At 61.9% G+C, this 17,167-nt stretch carries 9 protein-coding genes; 7 read left to right on the top strand and 2 right to left on the bottom strand.

The window, feature by feature from the left end; genetic code table 11:
• Positions 1-334 precede the first annotated feature (334 nt).
• From PO883_RS13325 to PO883_RS13300, 6 genes are all read left to right on the top strand, one after another.
• Positions 335-4,588: a DUF4214 domain-containing protein gene (locus PO883_RS13325; RefSeq protein ID WP_289310197.1), complete on the top strand. Its 4,254-nt coding sequence runs from the start codon at positions 335-337 to the stop codon at positions 4,586-4,588.
• A 353-nt stretch (positions 4,589-4,941) separates the two neighbouring features.
• Positions 4,942-6,780 (top strand): type I secretion system permease/ATPase, encoded by a 1,839-nt coding sequence (locus PO883_RS13320; RefSeq protein ID WP_289310196.1) that lies wholly within the window; start codon positions 4,942-4,944, stop codon positions 6,778-6,780.
• Between the two features lie 3 nt (positions 6,781-6,783).
• On the top strand, positions 6,784-8,151 hold the full coding sequence (locus tag PO883_RS13315) for an HlyD family type I secretion periplasmic adaptor subunit (protein WP_308605893.1): 1,368 nt from the start codon (positions 6,784-6,786) through the stop codon (positions 8,149-8,151).
• Entirely contained in the window at positions 8,152-9,495 is a 1,344-nt protein-coding gene (locus PO883_RS13310) for a TolC family outer membrane protein (protein ID WP_289310195.1), read from the top strand.
• Between the two features lie 56 nt (positions 9,496-9,551).
• Complete coding sequence (locus tag PO883_RS13305) at positions 9,552-9,758, top strand: DUF6447 family protein (protein WP_167085756.1); 207 nt, start codon at positions 9,552-9,554, stop codon at positions 9,756-9,758.
• 153 nt (positions 9,759-9,911) lie between these two features.
• Entirely contained in the window at positions 9,912-11,333 is a 1,422-nt protein-coding gene (locus tag PO883_RS13300) for a mannose-1-phosphate guanylyltransferase/mannose-6-phosphate isomerase (protein WP_289310194.1), read from the top strand.
• A gap of 31 nt (positions 11,334-11,364) precedes the next feature.
• Here PO883_RS13300 and PO883_RS13295 read toward each other — a convergent pair whose 3' ends face one another.
• Positions 11,365-12,309: a sulfurtransferase gene (locus tag PO883_RS13295; RefSeq protein ID WP_289310193.1), complete on the bottom strand. Its 945-nt coding sequence runs from the start codon at positions 12,307-12,309 to the stop codon at positions 11,365-11,367.
• A gap of 186 nt (positions 12,310-12,495) precedes the next feature.
• Here PO883_RS13295 and dnaE point away from each other — a divergent pair, with 186 nt between their 5' ends.
• Positions 12,496-16,050, top strand: a complete 3,555-nt coding sequence (gene dnaE, locus PO883_RS13290) for a DNA polymerase III subunit alpha (RefSeq protein ID WP_289310192.1) — start codon at positions 12,496-12,498, stop codon at positions 16,048-16,050.
• A gap of 5 nt (positions 16,051-16,055) precedes the next feature.
• On the opposite strand, the gene PO883_RS13285 is transcribed toward dnaE, so the two are convergent.
• A complete protein-coding gene (locus PO883_RS13285) occupies positions 16,056-17,159 on the bottom strand; it encodes a glycosyltransferase family A protein (protein ID WP_289310191.1) in 1,104 nt (367 codons plus the stop codon).
• Between the last annotated feature and the right edge of the window lie 8 nt (positions 17,160-17,167).

Genomic DNA, 17,167 nt, shown 5'->3' with positions numbered 1-17,167 from the left:
CGGCTTATTAAGCAGGTCTTAAAGCGGGCCGATTTAAGCCGGTGGGCCGCGCGCATTATCGGCCGCAAGCGGGCCGGCAATGAAATGCATAAAAATGCGGCAGCGCAGCGTTAACTGCTCAATAAAGCAGCAAAATTTGTTCAAGAGCAAAATATAAAGCCAAAAAATCGGGAAAAAAGTGCGATTAAGCGGGGTTTTGTGATGGCGGTCACAACCTGTGCCCCACGATGTGGCAATATACTCCCTGTTCTGCAAAAAAGGCGTCTGGCGGGGTACTTCTACCCTGCCCGGGCCGCAGAAATTTGGTTATATCTATTCATTTAAAGGATCAATCATGGCCGCAGCAACTGAGTACACAAAAGTAGCACAAGAACTTTACCTTTCCTATTTCGGTCGTCCTGCCGATCCTGCAGGCCTGGCAGCCATGACTGCTGCGCTCGCCGCTGCGGACGCGCCAACCTCGACTTCGGGTCTGGATCTGGCATACAAGAACGGTAACGTTGCCGTTAAAGAACTGATCGACAGCTTCGGCACCAGCGCTGAATCGCAAGCCCTGTACGCTGGCGCGACGACTTCCCAGTTCGTTACCGCAATCTTCCAGAACCTGTTCAACCGCGCTCCATTGACCGCCGGCCTGACCTACTGGACCGCTGAAATCGATGCCGGCCGCGTCACCAAAGCCGCTGCCGCACACGCCATCATGACCGGCGCACTCGACATCACCGGCGGTGCTGACGCTGCTGTCATCGCCCGTAAAGTTGCTGTTGCCGAAGGCTTCACCAGCGCTGTCGATACCGACAACGAAATCACCGCGTACAAAGGCGCTGGCGCTGCTGCCGAAGCACGCAAGCTGCTGGCTAACGTGACCGCCACCACCGACGCTGCCGTGTACCAGACGACCGTCAACACGACCATCGCCAACCTGGTGCTGGGTACCGTTCCTGGCTCGAGCCTCGACCTGACCATCAACAAAGATGCTCTGGTTGGCACCGCGCTGAACGACACCTTCATCGGCACGTTCACCAACAACGACAACACCCTGCAAGCTGGCGACCGCGTCAACGGCGGCGGCGGCAACGACACCCTGCGTGCCGACCTGGGCGATTCGAACAACTTCGCAATGACGGTCGAAACGACCAGCGTTGAGACCGTAGTTCTGCGCGCACAAGCTATCTCGCGTGACAGCACCGACAACAACACCGAGCGCACCAGCAAGACGCAAATCGATGCCCAGGACATGGTAGGCGTTCTGCGTTGGGAAGACCGCGATAGCCGCGCCGACCTGCAAATCGAAGATGTCCGCATCCTGCCTTCGCAGATCACCCGCGACATCACCATCGCCATGGTTGGCACCGATCCAGGTAACGTCGATTTCGGCCTGTACTTCGATCAGCACTCCCTGCGCGCAGCTCCGGTTGCCCAGAGCGGCGCCACGATGCGTCTGCAACTGATGGACACCCGCGCTGCCGATGCTAACCTCGACCCACTGAAAAGCAATCCATACAACGGCTTCACGTTCAAACTGGACGGCAAGGCTATCGTTGTTCGCTCGCAAGAGATCGACCAGGCGCAAACCTACGACCAACTGTTCACCGCAGTGAAATCGGCTGTTGCCAACACCCCTGGCATCCAGAACTTCGTTGTGACCAAAGGCATCACCTTTACCGCTGTCGATACCCAGTCGGGCCGTCCACAGACCGGTACTGAAATCAACATCACCAACCCAGGCGCCGGCGTTATCGCGATCGACGACCAATCGGGCTGGTTGGCTGAAGCCGCAGTGCCAGCAAACTCCGGTCTGCACACCGCGATCCTGACCGACACCCCAGCAACCCAGGCGTTCAAAGTCACCAGCACCATCATCCTGGACGACGTGGGCCGTGGTTCGAACGGTGGCGATCTGGTCATCGGCGGTCTGTCGATTGGCGACACCTCGAACTCGAAAGGTGTTGAGCGTTTCGAAATCACCGTTGAGCGCAGCAGCAAACTGCAAACGATCAACTCGACCAACAACGCGCTGGAAGAAGTTAATCTGGTCAACGGCGTTGTCAAAGGTAACCTGTCGGTCATCGGCAACCAGAACCTGATCAATTCGGCTTTCAACCCGAACGCCCTGTTCCCACTGACCCCGCTGGTCGATACCGCAGCCCCAACTGCGACTCTGCCAACCGGCGGCACCCCAGTCGGCACCCGTAGCGACTTCCCAATGCCTGGTACCGTTACCCAGCGCGGCGGCAGCCAGCACGGCGACATGTATGGTTTCCATGACGTGCGTCTGATCGATGGTTCGACCCTGTCCGGCGACCTGAGCTTCACCGCTGTCGTGACCGACCGTTCGATCGCCAAGTACGTCAACAAAGTCGACACCCAGGCTGACGCTGCTGTTGACAACATCGCCTTCACCTACACCGGCGGCACGGGCAGCGACACCATGATCGTCGATCTGGACGCAGCCGTTGCTGGCAGCCGTGCACGTATCGAAAGCGGCCTGGAAGACTTCACGTTCAGCCTGAACGGCGGCGCTGGTAACGATGCACTGACCCTGCGCATCGCTCCTAATGTTGCTGGTGGCGGCGTTACCGCAACCACCAACTGGGCTAACAACCAGGATCTGAACAACAACATCAGCATCAGCGGCGGCGACGGCAACGACACCATCCGCAAACTGGGCGATGGCGATTCCCGCATCTCCGGCGGCGCTGGCGACGACACCATCTACAGCGAAAACACCGGCCGTCAGCCAGTGCAAGTGCTGGTGTATGGTTCGGCTGTGCCTGTTGCAACGTCGACCAACGCAGCATGGGTATTCAACACCGTTGACCAGAACCCACTGAACATCGATGGCGACCGTTTCGTCAGCGATACCCGTTCGGATTTCAACAACACCTACTTCCTGTACAACACGAAAGTTAACGTGACGTACAAAGGTATCGTGTCGACGATCACCCTGGCAAACAGCAACACCTACACCGCAACCGACCGCGACATCAACCAGGCGATCAAAAAAGCGATCAACCTGGATCCAGTGCTGAGCAAGCTGCTGGTCGCAACCGATGCTGAATCGAACGCGCTGAACGTCACGGCCCTGTCGGATGGCGTTCATGCCCTGAACGACCTGACCATCGGCTTCGTTGCTCCATCCACCGGCCTGTCGGCTGCCGACATCACCGCTGCTGCCAAAGCCTACGGTATCGTTGCTGAGGCTTCCGGCGCCAATGTGTACGCTGCCATGGTCAACTCGATCAATGCACTGGGCATCAAAGGCGATTACACCTCGGCCTTCGCTACCGCGCTCGATCCAGTCGTGCCAGCAACGTTCGTGGCAATGACCGGCGCTGAAAGCGCGTCGATCAGCGACAACATCATCACCGGCGGCACGGGTAATGACGTTATCGTCCTGGGCAACAAAGAAGTCATCGCTGTTGATCTGGCTGCTCCAACCAGCACCGAATTCGCTGTGTCGAACAACGAATCCGTTGTCTATGCTCCTGCATTCGGCAACGACACCATCGTCAACTTCGACTGGACCGGCGCTGGCATCGATCACCTGGACTTCACGGCACTGGGCGGCACCACGCTGACCAACACCCTGACGACCGACAAGTCGATCACCATCGGCACCGCTGTGAATGTTGCACTGACCGAGACCGCTATCGCGACTCTGTACGCTGCTAACAACATCGCTGCCCAGACCCACGTGTACGTGGCTGTTGATTCGGTGACCTCGATCGGTACCGTGTACCAGATCGCCGATGCAATCGGTGCTAACACCGCGACCATCGTCAAGGCTGGCACCATCGATCTGGCTCAGACGATCCCTGCAGCAACTTCGCTGTGGAACTCGCTGACCCAGGCTAACTTCGTCAACTCCGACGCAGCTAACTACTACCTGCTCGAAGGCGCAGCTGGTGGCGTACCTGCAGCGATCGTTCCACCAGTTGCTGTTGCTTACAACATGACTGGTCCTGTCGGTTACAACGCTGGCAACAACAACAACGTCACGATTACGGTCGATAACACGACCTTCAATTCGACGGTCAGCAACTTCAGCAACGGTGACAAGTTCGTGTTTGCTGCTGGCACTACCGTGAGCATTGCTGACGGCGCTGTCGGCGACCACGAAACCACCATTAACACCGTCAACGGTGGCGTTACTCACGCCATTACGGTGCAAAACCCGGTTAGTGATGCCGTCATCCCTGCAATGGTCACCATTGCTGACTTCAACGCGTTCTTCGGCGCTGGTGCGATCGTTGTTTCGGGCGCTGCTACGACCCCAATCAACTCGGGTGTCACCACCATCGACGCATCGGCTGGTAACGTGACGTTCAGCGTTGCTACCGGTACCTACACGACCAACGTGACTGGCTACGCCGATCTGGACGTGTTCCAGTTCGTGACCGGCAGCGTCCTGTCGATCGTCAACGGTAACACCGGCGACGGCATCATCGATGTGGTTGCAACCAACGGCGGCACCACCACCACCCTCCACCTGACCGGTCTGGTCGCTGGGGATGATCTGGCTGTTGGTACCAGCGTTGCCAACTTCAACACCACCTACGGTCCTGGTGCTCTGGTTGTTATGTAATAATTAGTCCCAGTAGCAAGGAATCGCAGGCCCCCGGGCTTGCGTTTCCAAGCCACACGAAAAGCCAGGCTTCACCGCCTGGCTTTTTTTATCCGCCCGCCGTTCGTGCCGGGCGTTCTTGCAGGTTTGATACTGCACACAATAAATCTTCTCTGGTGTTAAAACCTTGCTTATGCTAAGCTTTTGAACTTGTGATCCACATCACATTTCCAAGCGGATTTTTTTGACATCCTGTCGGCCTGCTGCCCACTTCCCGCCCTGGCGGCCAGCGCGGCGCGCATGTCAAGGGCTCGGGAAGCAGCCGCCGTCCGCTCTGTCCCTCGTGAATTACTAATGAATTGTGCTGGTCTCAAATGAAAAAACTTCTCGATAAAAAGAACGAAATTGGGCAAGCGCTGCTCACGTTCAAGAGCACCTTCTACACCGTTGGCGTGTTCAGCGCCATCACCAACCTGCTGATGCTGGTGCCGTCGATTTACATGCTGCAAGTGTACGACCGCGTGCTGGCCAGCCAGAATGAAATCACCCTGCTCATGCTGACCTTGCTGATGCTGGGCGCCTACCTGCTCATGAGCGCGCTGGAATTGATGCGCAGCCTGATCCTGGTGCGCGTCGGCGCCGCCTTCGACATGCAGATGAACCGGCGCGTCTACACCGCCGCCTTTGAACGCAACCTCAAGAAAGCCGGCGGCAATGCGGGCCAGGCCTTGAGCGACCTGACCAATATCCGCCAGTTCCTGACCGGTAACGCACTGTTCGCCTTCTTCGACGCGCCATGGTTCCCGCTCTACCTGATCGTGATCTTCTTCTTCCAGCCGCTGCTCGGCTGGTTCGCCCTGGGCGGCACCGCCATCCTGGTGATCCTGGCCGTGGTCAACGAGCGCGTCTCGCACAAGCCGCTGGCCGAGGCCAGCACCACCTCCATCCTGGCCGGCAACATGGCCACGAATAACCTGCGCAATGCCGAAGTCATCGAAGCGATGGGCATGCTGCCCAACCTGCAGGCGCGCTGGTACAAGCTGCACAGCAAGTTCCTGGCACTGCAGGCCGAAGCGAGCCGCAAGGCCGGTACCGTGGGTGCCATCACCAAGTTTTTCCAGGTCTCGCTGCAATCGCTGATCCTCGGCCTCGGCGCCTTGCTGGTGATCGAAGGCAAGCTGACCCCGGGCATGATGATCGCCGCCTCGATCCTGGTCGGCCGCGCCATGCAGCCGGTGCAGCAAGTGATCGGCGTGTGGAAGTCGTTTGCCGGCGTGCGCAGTTCCTACGAGCGTCTGGAAGCGCTGCTGGAAGAGAATGACGAGCGCAAGGAAGGCATGAGCCTGCCGAAGCCGACCGGCCACTTGCAGATCGATAACATCACCGCCGGCCCGCCGGGCGCGGCCGCGCCAGTCCTGAAAAGCGTCAGTTTCGCGGTTGAACCGGGCGATGTGCTGGCCGTGATCGGCCCCAGCGGTTCGGGCAAGTCGACCCTGGCGCGCCTGCTGGTCGGTGTCTGGCCAGCCGTGGTCGGCAAGGTCCGCCTGGACAGTGCGGATATCTACCAGTGGAACAAGGATGAACTGGGCCCGCACATGGGTTACCTGCCGCAGGATATCGAACTGTTTGGCGGTACCGTGAGCGAAAACATCGCCCGTTTCGGCAGCATCGAGCCGGAGCAGGTAGTGTTGGCCGCCCAGCGTGCCGGCGTACATGAAATGATCCTCAAGATGCCGGCAGGCTACGATACCGTGCTGGGCGACGGCGGTGCCGGCCTGTCCGGCGGCCAGAAGCAGCGTCTCGGCCTGGCCCGCGCCATGTACGGCGATCCATCGCTGCTGGTGCTCGACGAGCCGAACTCGAACCTGGATGATATGGGCGAGCAAGCCCTGATGGTGGCCGTGCAGGAATTGCGCCAGCGCGGCAAGACCATCGTGCTGATCACGCACCGTCCGGCCGCCATCAACGTCTCGACCAAAATGCTGGTCTTGCGCGAAGGCACGGTACAAATGTTCGGCCCGACCAACCAGGTCATGCAGGCGATCCACGACGCCAACAAGAAAATCATAGAAGCGCAGCAGGCCGCGGCCCGCCAGCAGCAGGGACACCCAGGCACGGCGCCGGGCCAACCCGCCCAGCCGGGCCAGGCAACGCAGCCGGCCCAGCCCCAGCTCAACGCTGGCAGCCCTGCGGTAACAACGGAAAAGGAATAAGCCATGACCATGAAAATCCTGAGCAGGACCAGCAACGCCACCGACGTGGTGGCGCGCGATGTGGTGCCGTTTGACCCCGACAGCGTGGACTCGCGCAAGTATTCCCGCCTCGGCTGGATCATCGTGCTGGTGGGCGTGGTCGGTTTCCTCCTGTGGGCCTCGCTGGCCCCGCTCGACCGCGGTGTTCCGCTGTCGGGCACGGTAGCGACCGAGACCAGCCGCAAGGCGGTCCAGCATCAGGCCGGCGGCCTGATCGAAGATATCCTGGTCAAGGATGGCGATGTGGTCAAGGCTGGCCAGGTGCTGGTGCGCATGAATCCGACCGTGGCCCGTTCGTCCGCCGAGATCACCCGTTCCCAGTATTTCGGCGCCCTGGCGGCGGAAGCGCGCCTGCAGGCCGAGCGTGACGGCAAGAGCCAGCCGGTGTTTCCCAAGGAATTGATCGACAGCAAGAACGATGCGCGTGCCATCGACGCGATGGAATCGCAAAAGCAGCTGTTGAGCTCGCGCCAATCGTCCCTGAAAAACGAACTGGCTGCAATGGATGAGAATGCCGCCGGCTTGAAATCCCAGGCCAAGGGCTTGCAGGAAGGATTGGCCAGCAAGAAAAGCCAGGCCGTCATCATCAAGGAACAGCTCGACGGCATGCGCGAACTGGCCAAGGATGGCTATGTGCCGCGCTCGCGCCTGCTGGAAATGGAGCGCACCTATATGTCCCTGCAAGGCACGATTTCCGAAGATCTCGGCAATATCGGCCGGGTCCAGAACCAGGTGATGGAAATGTCCCTGCGCCGCATCATGCGCTCCCAGGAATACCAGAAGGAAATCGCCGCCCAGCTGGCCGACGTGCAAAAGGAAAGCAGTTCGCTCGCCAGCCGCATCGCGGGCCAGGACTTCGAGCTGGCCAGCACCGAAGTCAAGGCGCCGGTCGACGGCACCGTGGTCGGCCTGCAAATCTTCACCAAGGGCGGCGTGATCGGCGCCGGCGCGCACATGATGGATATCGTGCCGAGCTCGGACGCGCTGGTGGTCGAGGGCCAGCTGGCGGTCAACCTGATCGACAAGGTGCGCGTCGGCCTGCCGGTCGAGTTCATTTTCTCGGCCTTCAACACCAACAAGACCCCGCACATCCCCGGCATCGTGACGCAAGTCTCGGCCGACCGTACCGTCGAGGAACGTACCGGTATGCCATACTACAAAATCAAGGCCCGGGTCACCCCGGAAGGCGCCAAGCTGATTGCTCAGAATAAACTCGACATCCAGTCGGGCATGCCTGCGGAACTGTTCATCAAGACCGGTGAACGCACCATGATGAATTACCTGTTCAAGCCGATCTTCGATCGTGCCAAGACATCCTTGTCGGAGGATTAAATGACGTTTCACCTGATCGCCTTACGCCAGGGCCGGCGCCTGAAAACCGTCGCCGCCGCCGCCGCCATGCTGCTCGCCAGCGCCGGTGCCAGCGCCATCAATCTGCAGCAAGCCTACCAGCAGGCCCTGCAGAACGATCCGACTTACCGCGCCGCTTTCTATGAAAACCAGAGCGGCAAGGAAAATGCGATCCTGGGCCGCGCCGGCCTGCTGCCGAACGTGCAGGCCAATTACAACGCGAGCAAGAACCGCTCCGATATCGACACGCCGACCACGTCGACCCAGCCTGAATACATCAGCCGGGTCTCCACCATCCAGCTGCGCCAGGCCCTGTTCAACGTGGACGCCTATGCGCGCTTCAAGCAGGGCAAGGCCCAGGCCGCGCTGAGCGACCAGTTGTTCAGCGTGCGCGGCCAGGAATTGCTGCTGCGCGTGATCGGCGCCTATTTCGACGCCTTGTTCAGTGATGAACAGGTGGCCCTGATCCAGGCCCAGCGCGACGCCTACCTCGAACAGAGCGCCGTCAACGAGCGCCTGCTCAAGCACGGCGAAGGCACCCGCACCGACGTGCTGGAAGTGCAGGCGCGCCTGGAACTGTCGGAAGCCCAGCTGATCGAAGCGAAGGATAACCAGGCCACCGCGCGCAATGCCCTGTCCGCCATGGTCGGCGCCGAGGTTGGCAAACTGGTCGGCCTGAACGATACCTTCCGCATGCTGCCGCTGGCGCCGACCGGCGTGGAAGAGTGGAAGGCCATGGCGCTCAAGCAAAATCCCGAGCTGGCCGCCCAGACGCTCGCGCTCGACGTGGCCAGGCAGGAAATCCTCAAGGCCCGCGCCGGCCATGCGCCGCGCCTGGACTTTGTCGCTTCCTACAGCAAGAACGCCTCGGAAACGATCAATACCTTCAACCAGGAATCGACCGTGCGCGCGATCGGCATCCAGCTCAACGTGCCGCTGTATGCGGGCGGTGCGGTCAACGCCAGTTCACGCCAGGCTGTCGCCGGCCTGGAACGCGCGCGCGCCGACCTGCAGACCAAGACCGACAAGGCCCTGATCGAAGTGAGCAAGCAATACAGCGCGGTGCAAAGCGGCGTCGCCAAGGTCAACGCGCTCAACCGCGCGGTGGAATCGAGCAATCTGCTGATCAAGGCGACCGAACAAAGCATCAAGGGCGGGGTGCGCATCAACCTCGACCTGCTCAACGCCCAGCAGCAATTGTTTACCGCCAAGCGCGACCTGGCCCAGGCCCGCTACGGCTACCTGCTGGCCTCGCTGCGCCTGCGCGCCGCGGCCGGCACCCTGGGCGGTGACGACGTCACCCGCCTGGCGTCCTACTTCCGCTGACCCAACCCCCTGCCGGCGGCCATCTGGCGCCGGCTTTTTTTATCATAAGAGGAAACATGAGCAATAACGAACTTGAAATCAGCACCGGTGGCGTCAGCTATAAAGTGTCGGAACTGTCCCAGGAAGCGCAACAGCAAGTCGCCAACCTGCGCTTCGTGGAATCCGAGATGGCGCGCCTGAATGCGCAGATGGCCATCTACGAAACCGCACGCGGCACTTACAAGAGTGTGTTGAAAGATTTGTTGCCGAAAACCGCGCAATAAGATCAACCGGCCATGCCGTCGCGCCGCCATGGCGCCGCCGGCATGGTGCTGCGATTCCTCCGGTGTATCCAATGATGTAGAATGCGCAACGTTATTTGCGTTGACACATTCATCGCCGGACGATCCGGCATGCATGCACTAAAGGAACCGCAGTTGAAACTCATCCCTACCATTTTATGCGGCGGTGCCGGCTCGCGCCTGTGGCCCGTTTCGCGCGAACTCCACCCCAAGCCTTTCATCCGCCTCGCTGACGGCCACAGCCTGCTGCAAAAAGCCTGGCTGCGCGGCGCTGCCTTGCCGGACGTGGCCGACGTGCTCACCGTCACCAACCGCGAACTGTTTTTCAAGACCGAGGACGATTACCGTGCCGTCGGCGCCGGCCACCAGGGCGTGGCCAACAGCTACATCCTGGAACCGTTCGGCCGCAACACCGCGCCCGCGATCGCCGCCGCCGCCCTGCACGTGGCCGCCACCCATGGCCCCGACGCCCTGCTGCTGGTGCTGGCCGCCGACCACCTGATTACCGACCAGGCCGCCTTTGGCGCCGCCGTCGCGCAGGCCATTCCGCTGGCCCAGTCCGGCCGCCTGGTGACCTTCGGCATCGAACCGCATTCGCCCGAGACCGGGTTCGGCTACATCGAGGCGGAGGGCAACACGGTATTGCGCTTTGTCGAAAAGCCGAGCCTGGAAAAAGCCCGCGAGTATCTGGCCAGCGGCCGCTACCTGTGGAATTCGGGCATGTTCTGCTTTGCCGCCGGCAGCATGATCGCCGAGATGGAATTGCATTGCCCGCACATCCTGGCCGCCACGCGCGCCTGCCTGGCCGCCTCGCGCAGCGCCAGCGGCAAGAACTTTACCCAGTGCGAACTCGATGCCGCCGCCTTCGAGCAGGTCGCCGACGATTCGATCGATTACGCGGTGATGGAAAAATCGGCCAAGGTGTCGGTGGTGCCGTGCAATATCGGCTGGAGCGATATCGGTTCCTGGAATGCGCTGGGCGAATTGATCGCGCCGGACGCGGACGGCAACCGCATCGATGGCGAGGTGCGCCTGCACGATGTGAGCGACTGCTTCATCCAGAGCAACGAGCGCCTGGTGGGCGCGGTCGGCGTGTCCAACCTGATCATCGTCGACACCCCGGACGCGCTGCTGGTGGCCGACCGCAGCCGGGTGCAGGACGTCAAGCAGCTGTACGTGAGCCTCAAGTCCGAAGGGCACGATGTGCACAAGCTGCACCGCACCGTGCACCGTCCGTGGGGCACCTACACCGTGCTGGAAGACAGCACCCGCTTCAAGATCAAGCGCATCGAAGTCAAGCCGGGCGCCAGCCTGAGCCTGCAGATGCACCACCACCGCAGCGAGCACTGGATTGTGGTCAGCGGCATGGCCAAGGTCGTCAACGGCGAGCGCGAACTGTTCGTGTCCACCAACGAATCGACCTATATTCCGGCCGGCCACAAGCACCGCCTGGAAAATCCGGGCGTGCTCGACCTGGTGATGATTGAAGTGCAGAGTGGCGATTACCTGGGCGAGGACGATATCGTCCGCTTCCAGGATAACTACGGCCGCGTTTGATGGGAGAGGGTGGGCGCCTGCCCACCCGGATTTACGCTGCGCCGGCGCTGTGGTCGGCGCTGCCATCGGCGCCCGCTGGCGCGCGCTCCCGTTCGGGATGGCACTGCGGGCACGATTTTTCGTACACGTACAGCGGCGAGAGCTGGTCGCGCGGCGTCACCACGGCGCGGCAGGCGAAGCACTGCACGGTCGTCACGGTCGCTTCGAGCTGCGGATTGAGCGCGGTGCGGTAGTCGAACACGAAGCAATCGCCCTTGTAGTGGGCGCCGCCGACTTCCTCGAAATATTTCAAGATGCCGCCGTCGAGCTGGTACACGCTCTGGTAGCCGATATTTTTCATGTGGATCGCCGCCTTTTCGCAGCGGATGCCGCCGGTGCAGAAGGTGACCACGGTCTTGCCTTCGAGCTCCTCGCGGTGCTGGGCCACGACCTCGGGAAATTCGCTGAACTTGTCGATCCGGTAATCGAGCGTGTTCTCGAAGGTGCCGACATCGACCTCGAAGGCATTGCGGGTTTCCATCATCACCACCGGACGGCCATCGTCGTCGACGCCCTCGTCGAGCCAGCGCTTGAGCGTGGCGGGACGCACAAACGGCGCACGGCCTTGTTCCGGCTGGATCAGCGGCATGCGCATGGTGATGATTTCTTTCTTGATCTTCACCAGCATGCGCTTGTGCGACTGTTCCTCCGAATAGCTTTCCTTGACCTCGATATCGGCAAAGCGCGCATCCTGGCGTACCCAGGCCAGGTACTCGTCGATGTGCGAGCGCGGACCGGACAGGAACATATTGATGCCTTCCGGCGTCAGCAGGATCGTGCCCTTGAGCGCCAGGCGCTTGCAGATATCCTGGTACAGGGGACGCATTTCCTCAATATTGTCGAAAGTGACAAATTTGTAGGCGGCGATATTGACGTGGGCGGCAGCTGCGGCGATGGCGGCATGCGCTTCAGCTTGTAAAGCGGTATTAGCTTGCATGGTGGCGATAGATCGGTGAAAGATCGGTGAAAGATGGGAAAACAGGGAAAGCCGATATTATAGAACAATGTCCACGCTGGCATCAGGGGTATGTGGCGGCGGACCGGGTGCGGGCGCCACGACGTTTCCTCCGCCACGGCGCTGGCGCGGTAAAATAGCACTCTTTGCACAGCAGGCGAAACACACATGAGTACCTATGTCATCGAAGCCGGGAGCAGCACGCTCGCCGCGCCAGCCAAGCCGGCCGCACCGGCTTTCGTCCACCTGCGTGTGCACTCCGAATACTCCATCGTCGACGGCCTGGTGCGCATCGACGACATCGTTGCCGCCGCCGCCAAGGATAAGCAGCCGGCGCTGGCCATCACCGACCTGGCCAACCTGTTCGGCATGGTCAAGTTCTACAAATCCGCGCGCGGCAAGGGCATCAAGCCGGTCATCGGCGTGGACGCCTGGATCAGCAACGACGAGAACCGCGACAAGCCCTCGCGCCTGCTGCTGCTGGCCAAGAACCGCATGGGTTACCTGCAACTGTGCGAACTGCTGTCCAAAGCCTGGCTGAGCAACCAGCACAAGGGCCGCGCCGAAATCCGCCCCGAGTGGCTCGATGCGCTTGCCACCAGCGAATCGTCCCTGTCGCCCGGCGAAAGCCAGGCCAATGGCCTGATCGTGCTCTCCGGCGCCCACTTCGGCGACGTCGGCACCGCCATCGAAAACGGCAACCTGGCGCTGGCCGAACGCTGCGCCCAGCGCTGGGCCGCGGTGTTTCCCGGCCACTTCTACATCGAAGTGCAGCGCGCCGGCCAGCCCAACCAGGAAGCCCAGGTGCGCCACGCCGTCGCGCTGGCCGCCAAACTGGGCTTGCCGGTGGTCGCCACCCACCCGGTCCAGTTCCTCTCGGCCGAAGAATTCGTCGCCCACGAAGCGCGCACCTGCATCGCCGAAGGCGAAATGCTGGCCAACGCCAAGCGCGTCAAACGCTTCAACGAAGAGATGCGCTTCAAGTCGCAGGCCGAGATGGCCACGCTGTTCGCCGACATGCCGGCCGCGCTGGCCAACTCGGTCGAAATCGCCAAGCGCTGCAACGTCGTGCTCACCCTGGGCAAGCCGCAGCTGCCCGACTTCCCGACCCCGCCCGGCATGACCATCGACCAGTTCCTGGTCGCCGAATCGCAGGCCGGCCTGGAACAGCGCCTGATCCACCTGTATCCGGATCCGGCCAAGCGCGAAGCGGCGCGCCCGCGCTACGATGCGCGCCTGAAGTTCGAGACCGATACCATCTGCAACATGAAGTTCCCCGGCTACTTCCTGATCGTGGCCGAATTCATCAAGTGGGCCAAGGAAAACGGCGTGCCGGTCGGCCCGGGCCGCGGTTCGGGCGCCGGTTCCCTGGTCGCGTATTCGCTGCTGATCACCGATCTCGATCCCCTGCAATACAACCTGCTGTTCGAGCGCTTCCTGAACCCCGAACGCGTCTCGATGCCCGACTTCGACATCGACTTTTGCCAGGAAGGGCGCGACCGCGTCATCCAGCACGTGAAGGATTTGTACGGCAAGGAGGCGGTCTCGCAGATCGCCACCTTCGGTACCATGGCGGCCAAGGGCGCGATCCGCGACGTCGGCCGCGTGCTCGATTTCGGCTATAACTTCTGCGACGGCATTTCCAAGCTGATCCCGTTCAAGCCGGGTAAACCGGTGACGATTGCCGACGCCATCGAAGAAGAACCGATGCTCAAGGAGCGTCTGGAGAACGAGGACGAGGTCAAGCAGCTGCTGGCGCTGGCGCAGCAGGTCGAAGGCATTGCCCGCAACATCGGCATGCACGCCGGCGGCGTGCTGATCGCCCCCGGCAAACTGACCGACTTCTGTCCGCTGTACACCCAGGGCGGCGACTCGGGCGTGGTCTCGCAGTACGACAAGGACGACGTGGAGGCCGTGGGCCTGGTCAAGTTCGACTTCCTGGGCCTGACCACGCTCACCATCCTCGACCGCGCGGTACGCTACATCAAGCAGCTCGACCCGGCGGCCAACGCCGACTTCGCGTTAGAGAAGCTGCCGCTCAACGACAAGGCTTCCTACGAGCTGCTGACCAAGGCCAAGACGGTCGCGGTATTCCAGCTGGAGTCGCGCGGCATGCAGGGCATGCTCAAGGATGCGCGGCCCGACCGCTTCGAGGACATCATCGCGCTCGTTGCGCTGTACCGTCCGGGCCCGATGGACCTGATTCCCGACTTCTGCAAGCGCAAGCACGGCGAACGCTTCGATTACCCCGATCCGCGCACCGAATCCATTTTGTCCGAAACCTACGGCATCATGGTGTATCAGGAGCAGGTCATGCAGATGGCGCAGATCGTCGGCGGCTACTCGCTCGGCGGCGCCGACATGCTGCGCCGCGCGATGGGCAAGAAGAAGGCCGAGGAAATGGCCGAGCACCGCGAGATTTTCCGCGCCGGCGCCGCCAAGGATGGCTTGACCGCCGAAAAGGCCGACGAGATTTTCGATTTGATGGAAAAGTTCGCGGGCTACGGCTTTAACAAGTCGCACGCCGCCGCTTACGCGCTGCTGTCTTACCACACCGCTTACCTGAAGGCGCACCACACCGCCGCCTTCATGGCCGCCAACTTGTCGCTGGCGATGGACGACACCGACAAGATCAAGATCCTGGTCGAGGATTCGCTGGACGTGTGCGGCCTGACGCTGCTGCCGCCCGATATCAACCATTCCGACTACCGCTTCATGCCGGAAGGTCCGCCGCCGTCCGTCACGGGCAAGCGCGTCACCAACATCCGCTACGGCCTGGGCGCGGTCAAGGGCTCGGGCCAGTCGGCGATCGAGGCGATCATCGCCGCGCGCACCAGCGGCGGGCCGTTCACCGACCTGTTCGACTTCTGCAAGCGGGTCGACCGCAAGCAGATCAACCGCCGCACCATCGAATCGCTGATCCGCAGCGGTGCCTTCGACTGCTTCAAGGTCGACCGCGCGATCCTGCTGGCGTCGGTGCCGTTTGCGGTCGAAGTGGCCGACCAGGCCTCGGCCTCGATCAACCAGGTCAGCCTGTTCGGCGGCGACGACAGCGACCTGGTGGCCCCGCCCGAATACGTGAAGGCGACCCCGTGGACCGACCGCCAGAAGCTGTCCGAAGAAAAAATCGCGCTCGGCTTCTATTTGTCGGGCCATATGTTCGATTCCTTCGCGACCGAGGCGCGCCGCTTTGCGCGCACCAAACTGACCGACCTGGAACCGTCGCGCGAGCCGCGCATGATGTGCGGCGTGATCACCGGCGTGCGCACCCAGATGACCCAGCGCGGCAAGATCCTGATCGTTTCGCTCGACGACAAGAGCGGCACGGTCGAAGTGACGGTGTACAGCGAAGTGGTCGAGTCGAACAAGAACATCTTCAAGGAAGATGAATTCCTGGCGGTGGTGGGCAAGGTGTCGGAAGACCGCTTCAACGGCGGCCTGCGCATCACGGCCGAGAAGGTGTTCGATTTGACGTCCGCGCGCGTGCAGTACGGGCGCCAGCTCGGGCTGTACCTGCCGGCCAGGGTGGCGTCCTCGAAGATCGCCGAAGTGCTGCAGCCGCACCGCGCCATGACCGGCTTGCCGGTGGCGATGCGGGTCAAGCCGCAGGGCGTCGATTGCACCTTGCAGTTCGGCGACGACTGGCGCGTGGCGCCATCGGACGCGCTGACGCTGGCGCTGGAACAGGTCCTGGGCGCGCGCGAAGTCGCGGTGGAATACTAACCAAGCTAAGCGCCCAGCAACAGCTTGCGGTGGCGGCGCAGCCGCTTCCACAGCTTGATCTTGCGGCTGGCCGTTTGCCGGACCCGGAACACCAGGCTGCCCGCCAGCGCGCGTTGCACCTGGCGGATCGTGCGCGCATCGTGGTTCCTGTCGTACGACACGGTCTGCCCCCCTTGCACCGCCGCCAGCATGCTGGCGCAATCGCCATACAGGCTGTCGACGAAGATCGGCTTGATGCGCGCGCGCACACGGCGCCCGACCGCGCGCGGCAGTTCATACGAATCCTTGACCACGCCGATATACAAATATGTGGCCGCGATATCGAAGTGGGTCTTGACCGACTGCGCCACCCCGCGCAGGTCCAGGTGCTTGCGCGCCACCGACAGCGCCCCCGCCAGGTCCATGCACCACTTTTCGGAAATGAGCTTGGTGATGCTGGCCGCATGCTGGCGGTAATCGATGAGCGCATGCGGCAGGTACACCATGCTGGCGCACTGGCTGAGCAGGCGCGGCAGGGTCGACATGTCCTCGAACACGCGGCCGGGAGGAAAAACCGGCACCTCCAGCTGCTGGTAGATGGCGCGCCTGAACACATTCGCCCACACATACATCTGGCGGTCGGCAAAGAAGGTATTGAGGATGGTGGCCTGGTCGCGCAGCAGCCCGGGCGGATAGCGCATGCCGACCCGGTGCGACTTGGCTTCCTGGTCCGGAAACCACACCCGGAAATCGCAGGCGATGACGTCCGGATGGTATTGCGCGATGGTGTGTTCGAGCGCCGCCAGCGAGCCGGCCAGCAGCCGGTCGTCGCTGTCGACGAACACGATGTAGTCGCCGCGCGCGGCGGCCAGGCCGTTATTGCGCGCCACCGCGATGCCCTGGTTGTCCTGCGCCAGCACCTGCGAGGCGATCCCGGGACGCGCGGCCAGCAGCGCGCGGATGCGCGCCAGGGTGGCGTCGGAAGAGCCGTCATCGATGACGATCAGTTCATGGCCGCTGCCCATCTGGTCCAGCACCGAATCGAGGCACTGCCCGATGTAATGCTGCACATTGTAGGCGGGGATGATGATGCTCAGCAGTGGCTGCTGCGCGGGGGCGTGCGGAGTCATGGGCGAGG

The sequence above is a fragment of the Massilia sp. DJPM01 genome, assembly GCF_030348125.1.
Lineage (GTDB): Bacteria > Pseudomonadota > Gammaproteobacteria > Burkholderiales > Burkholderiaceae_D > Telluria_A > Telluria_A frigida.
The sequence above is the reverse complement of the archived record's forward strand: the minus strand, read 5'-3'. Positions and strand labels throughout refer to the sequence as shown.

What these genes read in the sequence shown, in the direction of transcription:
- PO883_RS13285 (WP_289310191.1), bottom strand. Translation starts at nt 17,159, where the DNA reads ATGACTCCGCACGCCCCCGCGCAGCAGCCACTGCTGAGCATCATCATC.
- dnaE (WP_289310192.1), top strand. Translation starts at nt 12,496, where the DNA reads ATGAGTACCTATGTCATCGAAGCCGGGAGCAGCACGCTCGCCGCGCCA.
- PO883_RS13315 (WP_308605893.1), top strand. Translation starts at nt 6,784, where the DNA reads ATGACCATGAAAATCCTGAGCAGGACCAGCAACGCCACCGACGTGGTG.
- PO883_RS13305 (WP_167085756.1), top strand. Translation starts at nt 9,552, where the DNA reads ATGAGCAATAACGAACTTGAAATCAGCACCGGTGGCGTCAGCTATAAA.
- PO883_RS13320 (WP_289310196.1), top strand. Translation starts at nt 4,942, where the DNA reads ATGAAAAAACTTCTCGATAAAAAGAACGAAATTGGGCAAGCGCTGCTC.
- PO883_RS13325 (WP_289310197.1), top strand. Translation starts at nt 335, where the DNA reads ATGGCCGCAGCAACTGAGTACACAAAAGTAGCACAAGAACTTTACCTT.
- PO883_RS13295 (WP_289310193.1), bottom strand. Translation starts at nt 12,309, where the DNA reads ATGCAAGCTAATACCGCTTTACAAGCTGAAGCGCATGCCGCCATCGCC.
- PO883_RS13310 (WP_289310195.1), top strand. Translation starts at nt 8,152, where the DNA reads ATGACGTTTCACCTGATCGCCTTACGCCAGGGCCGGCGCCTGAAAACC.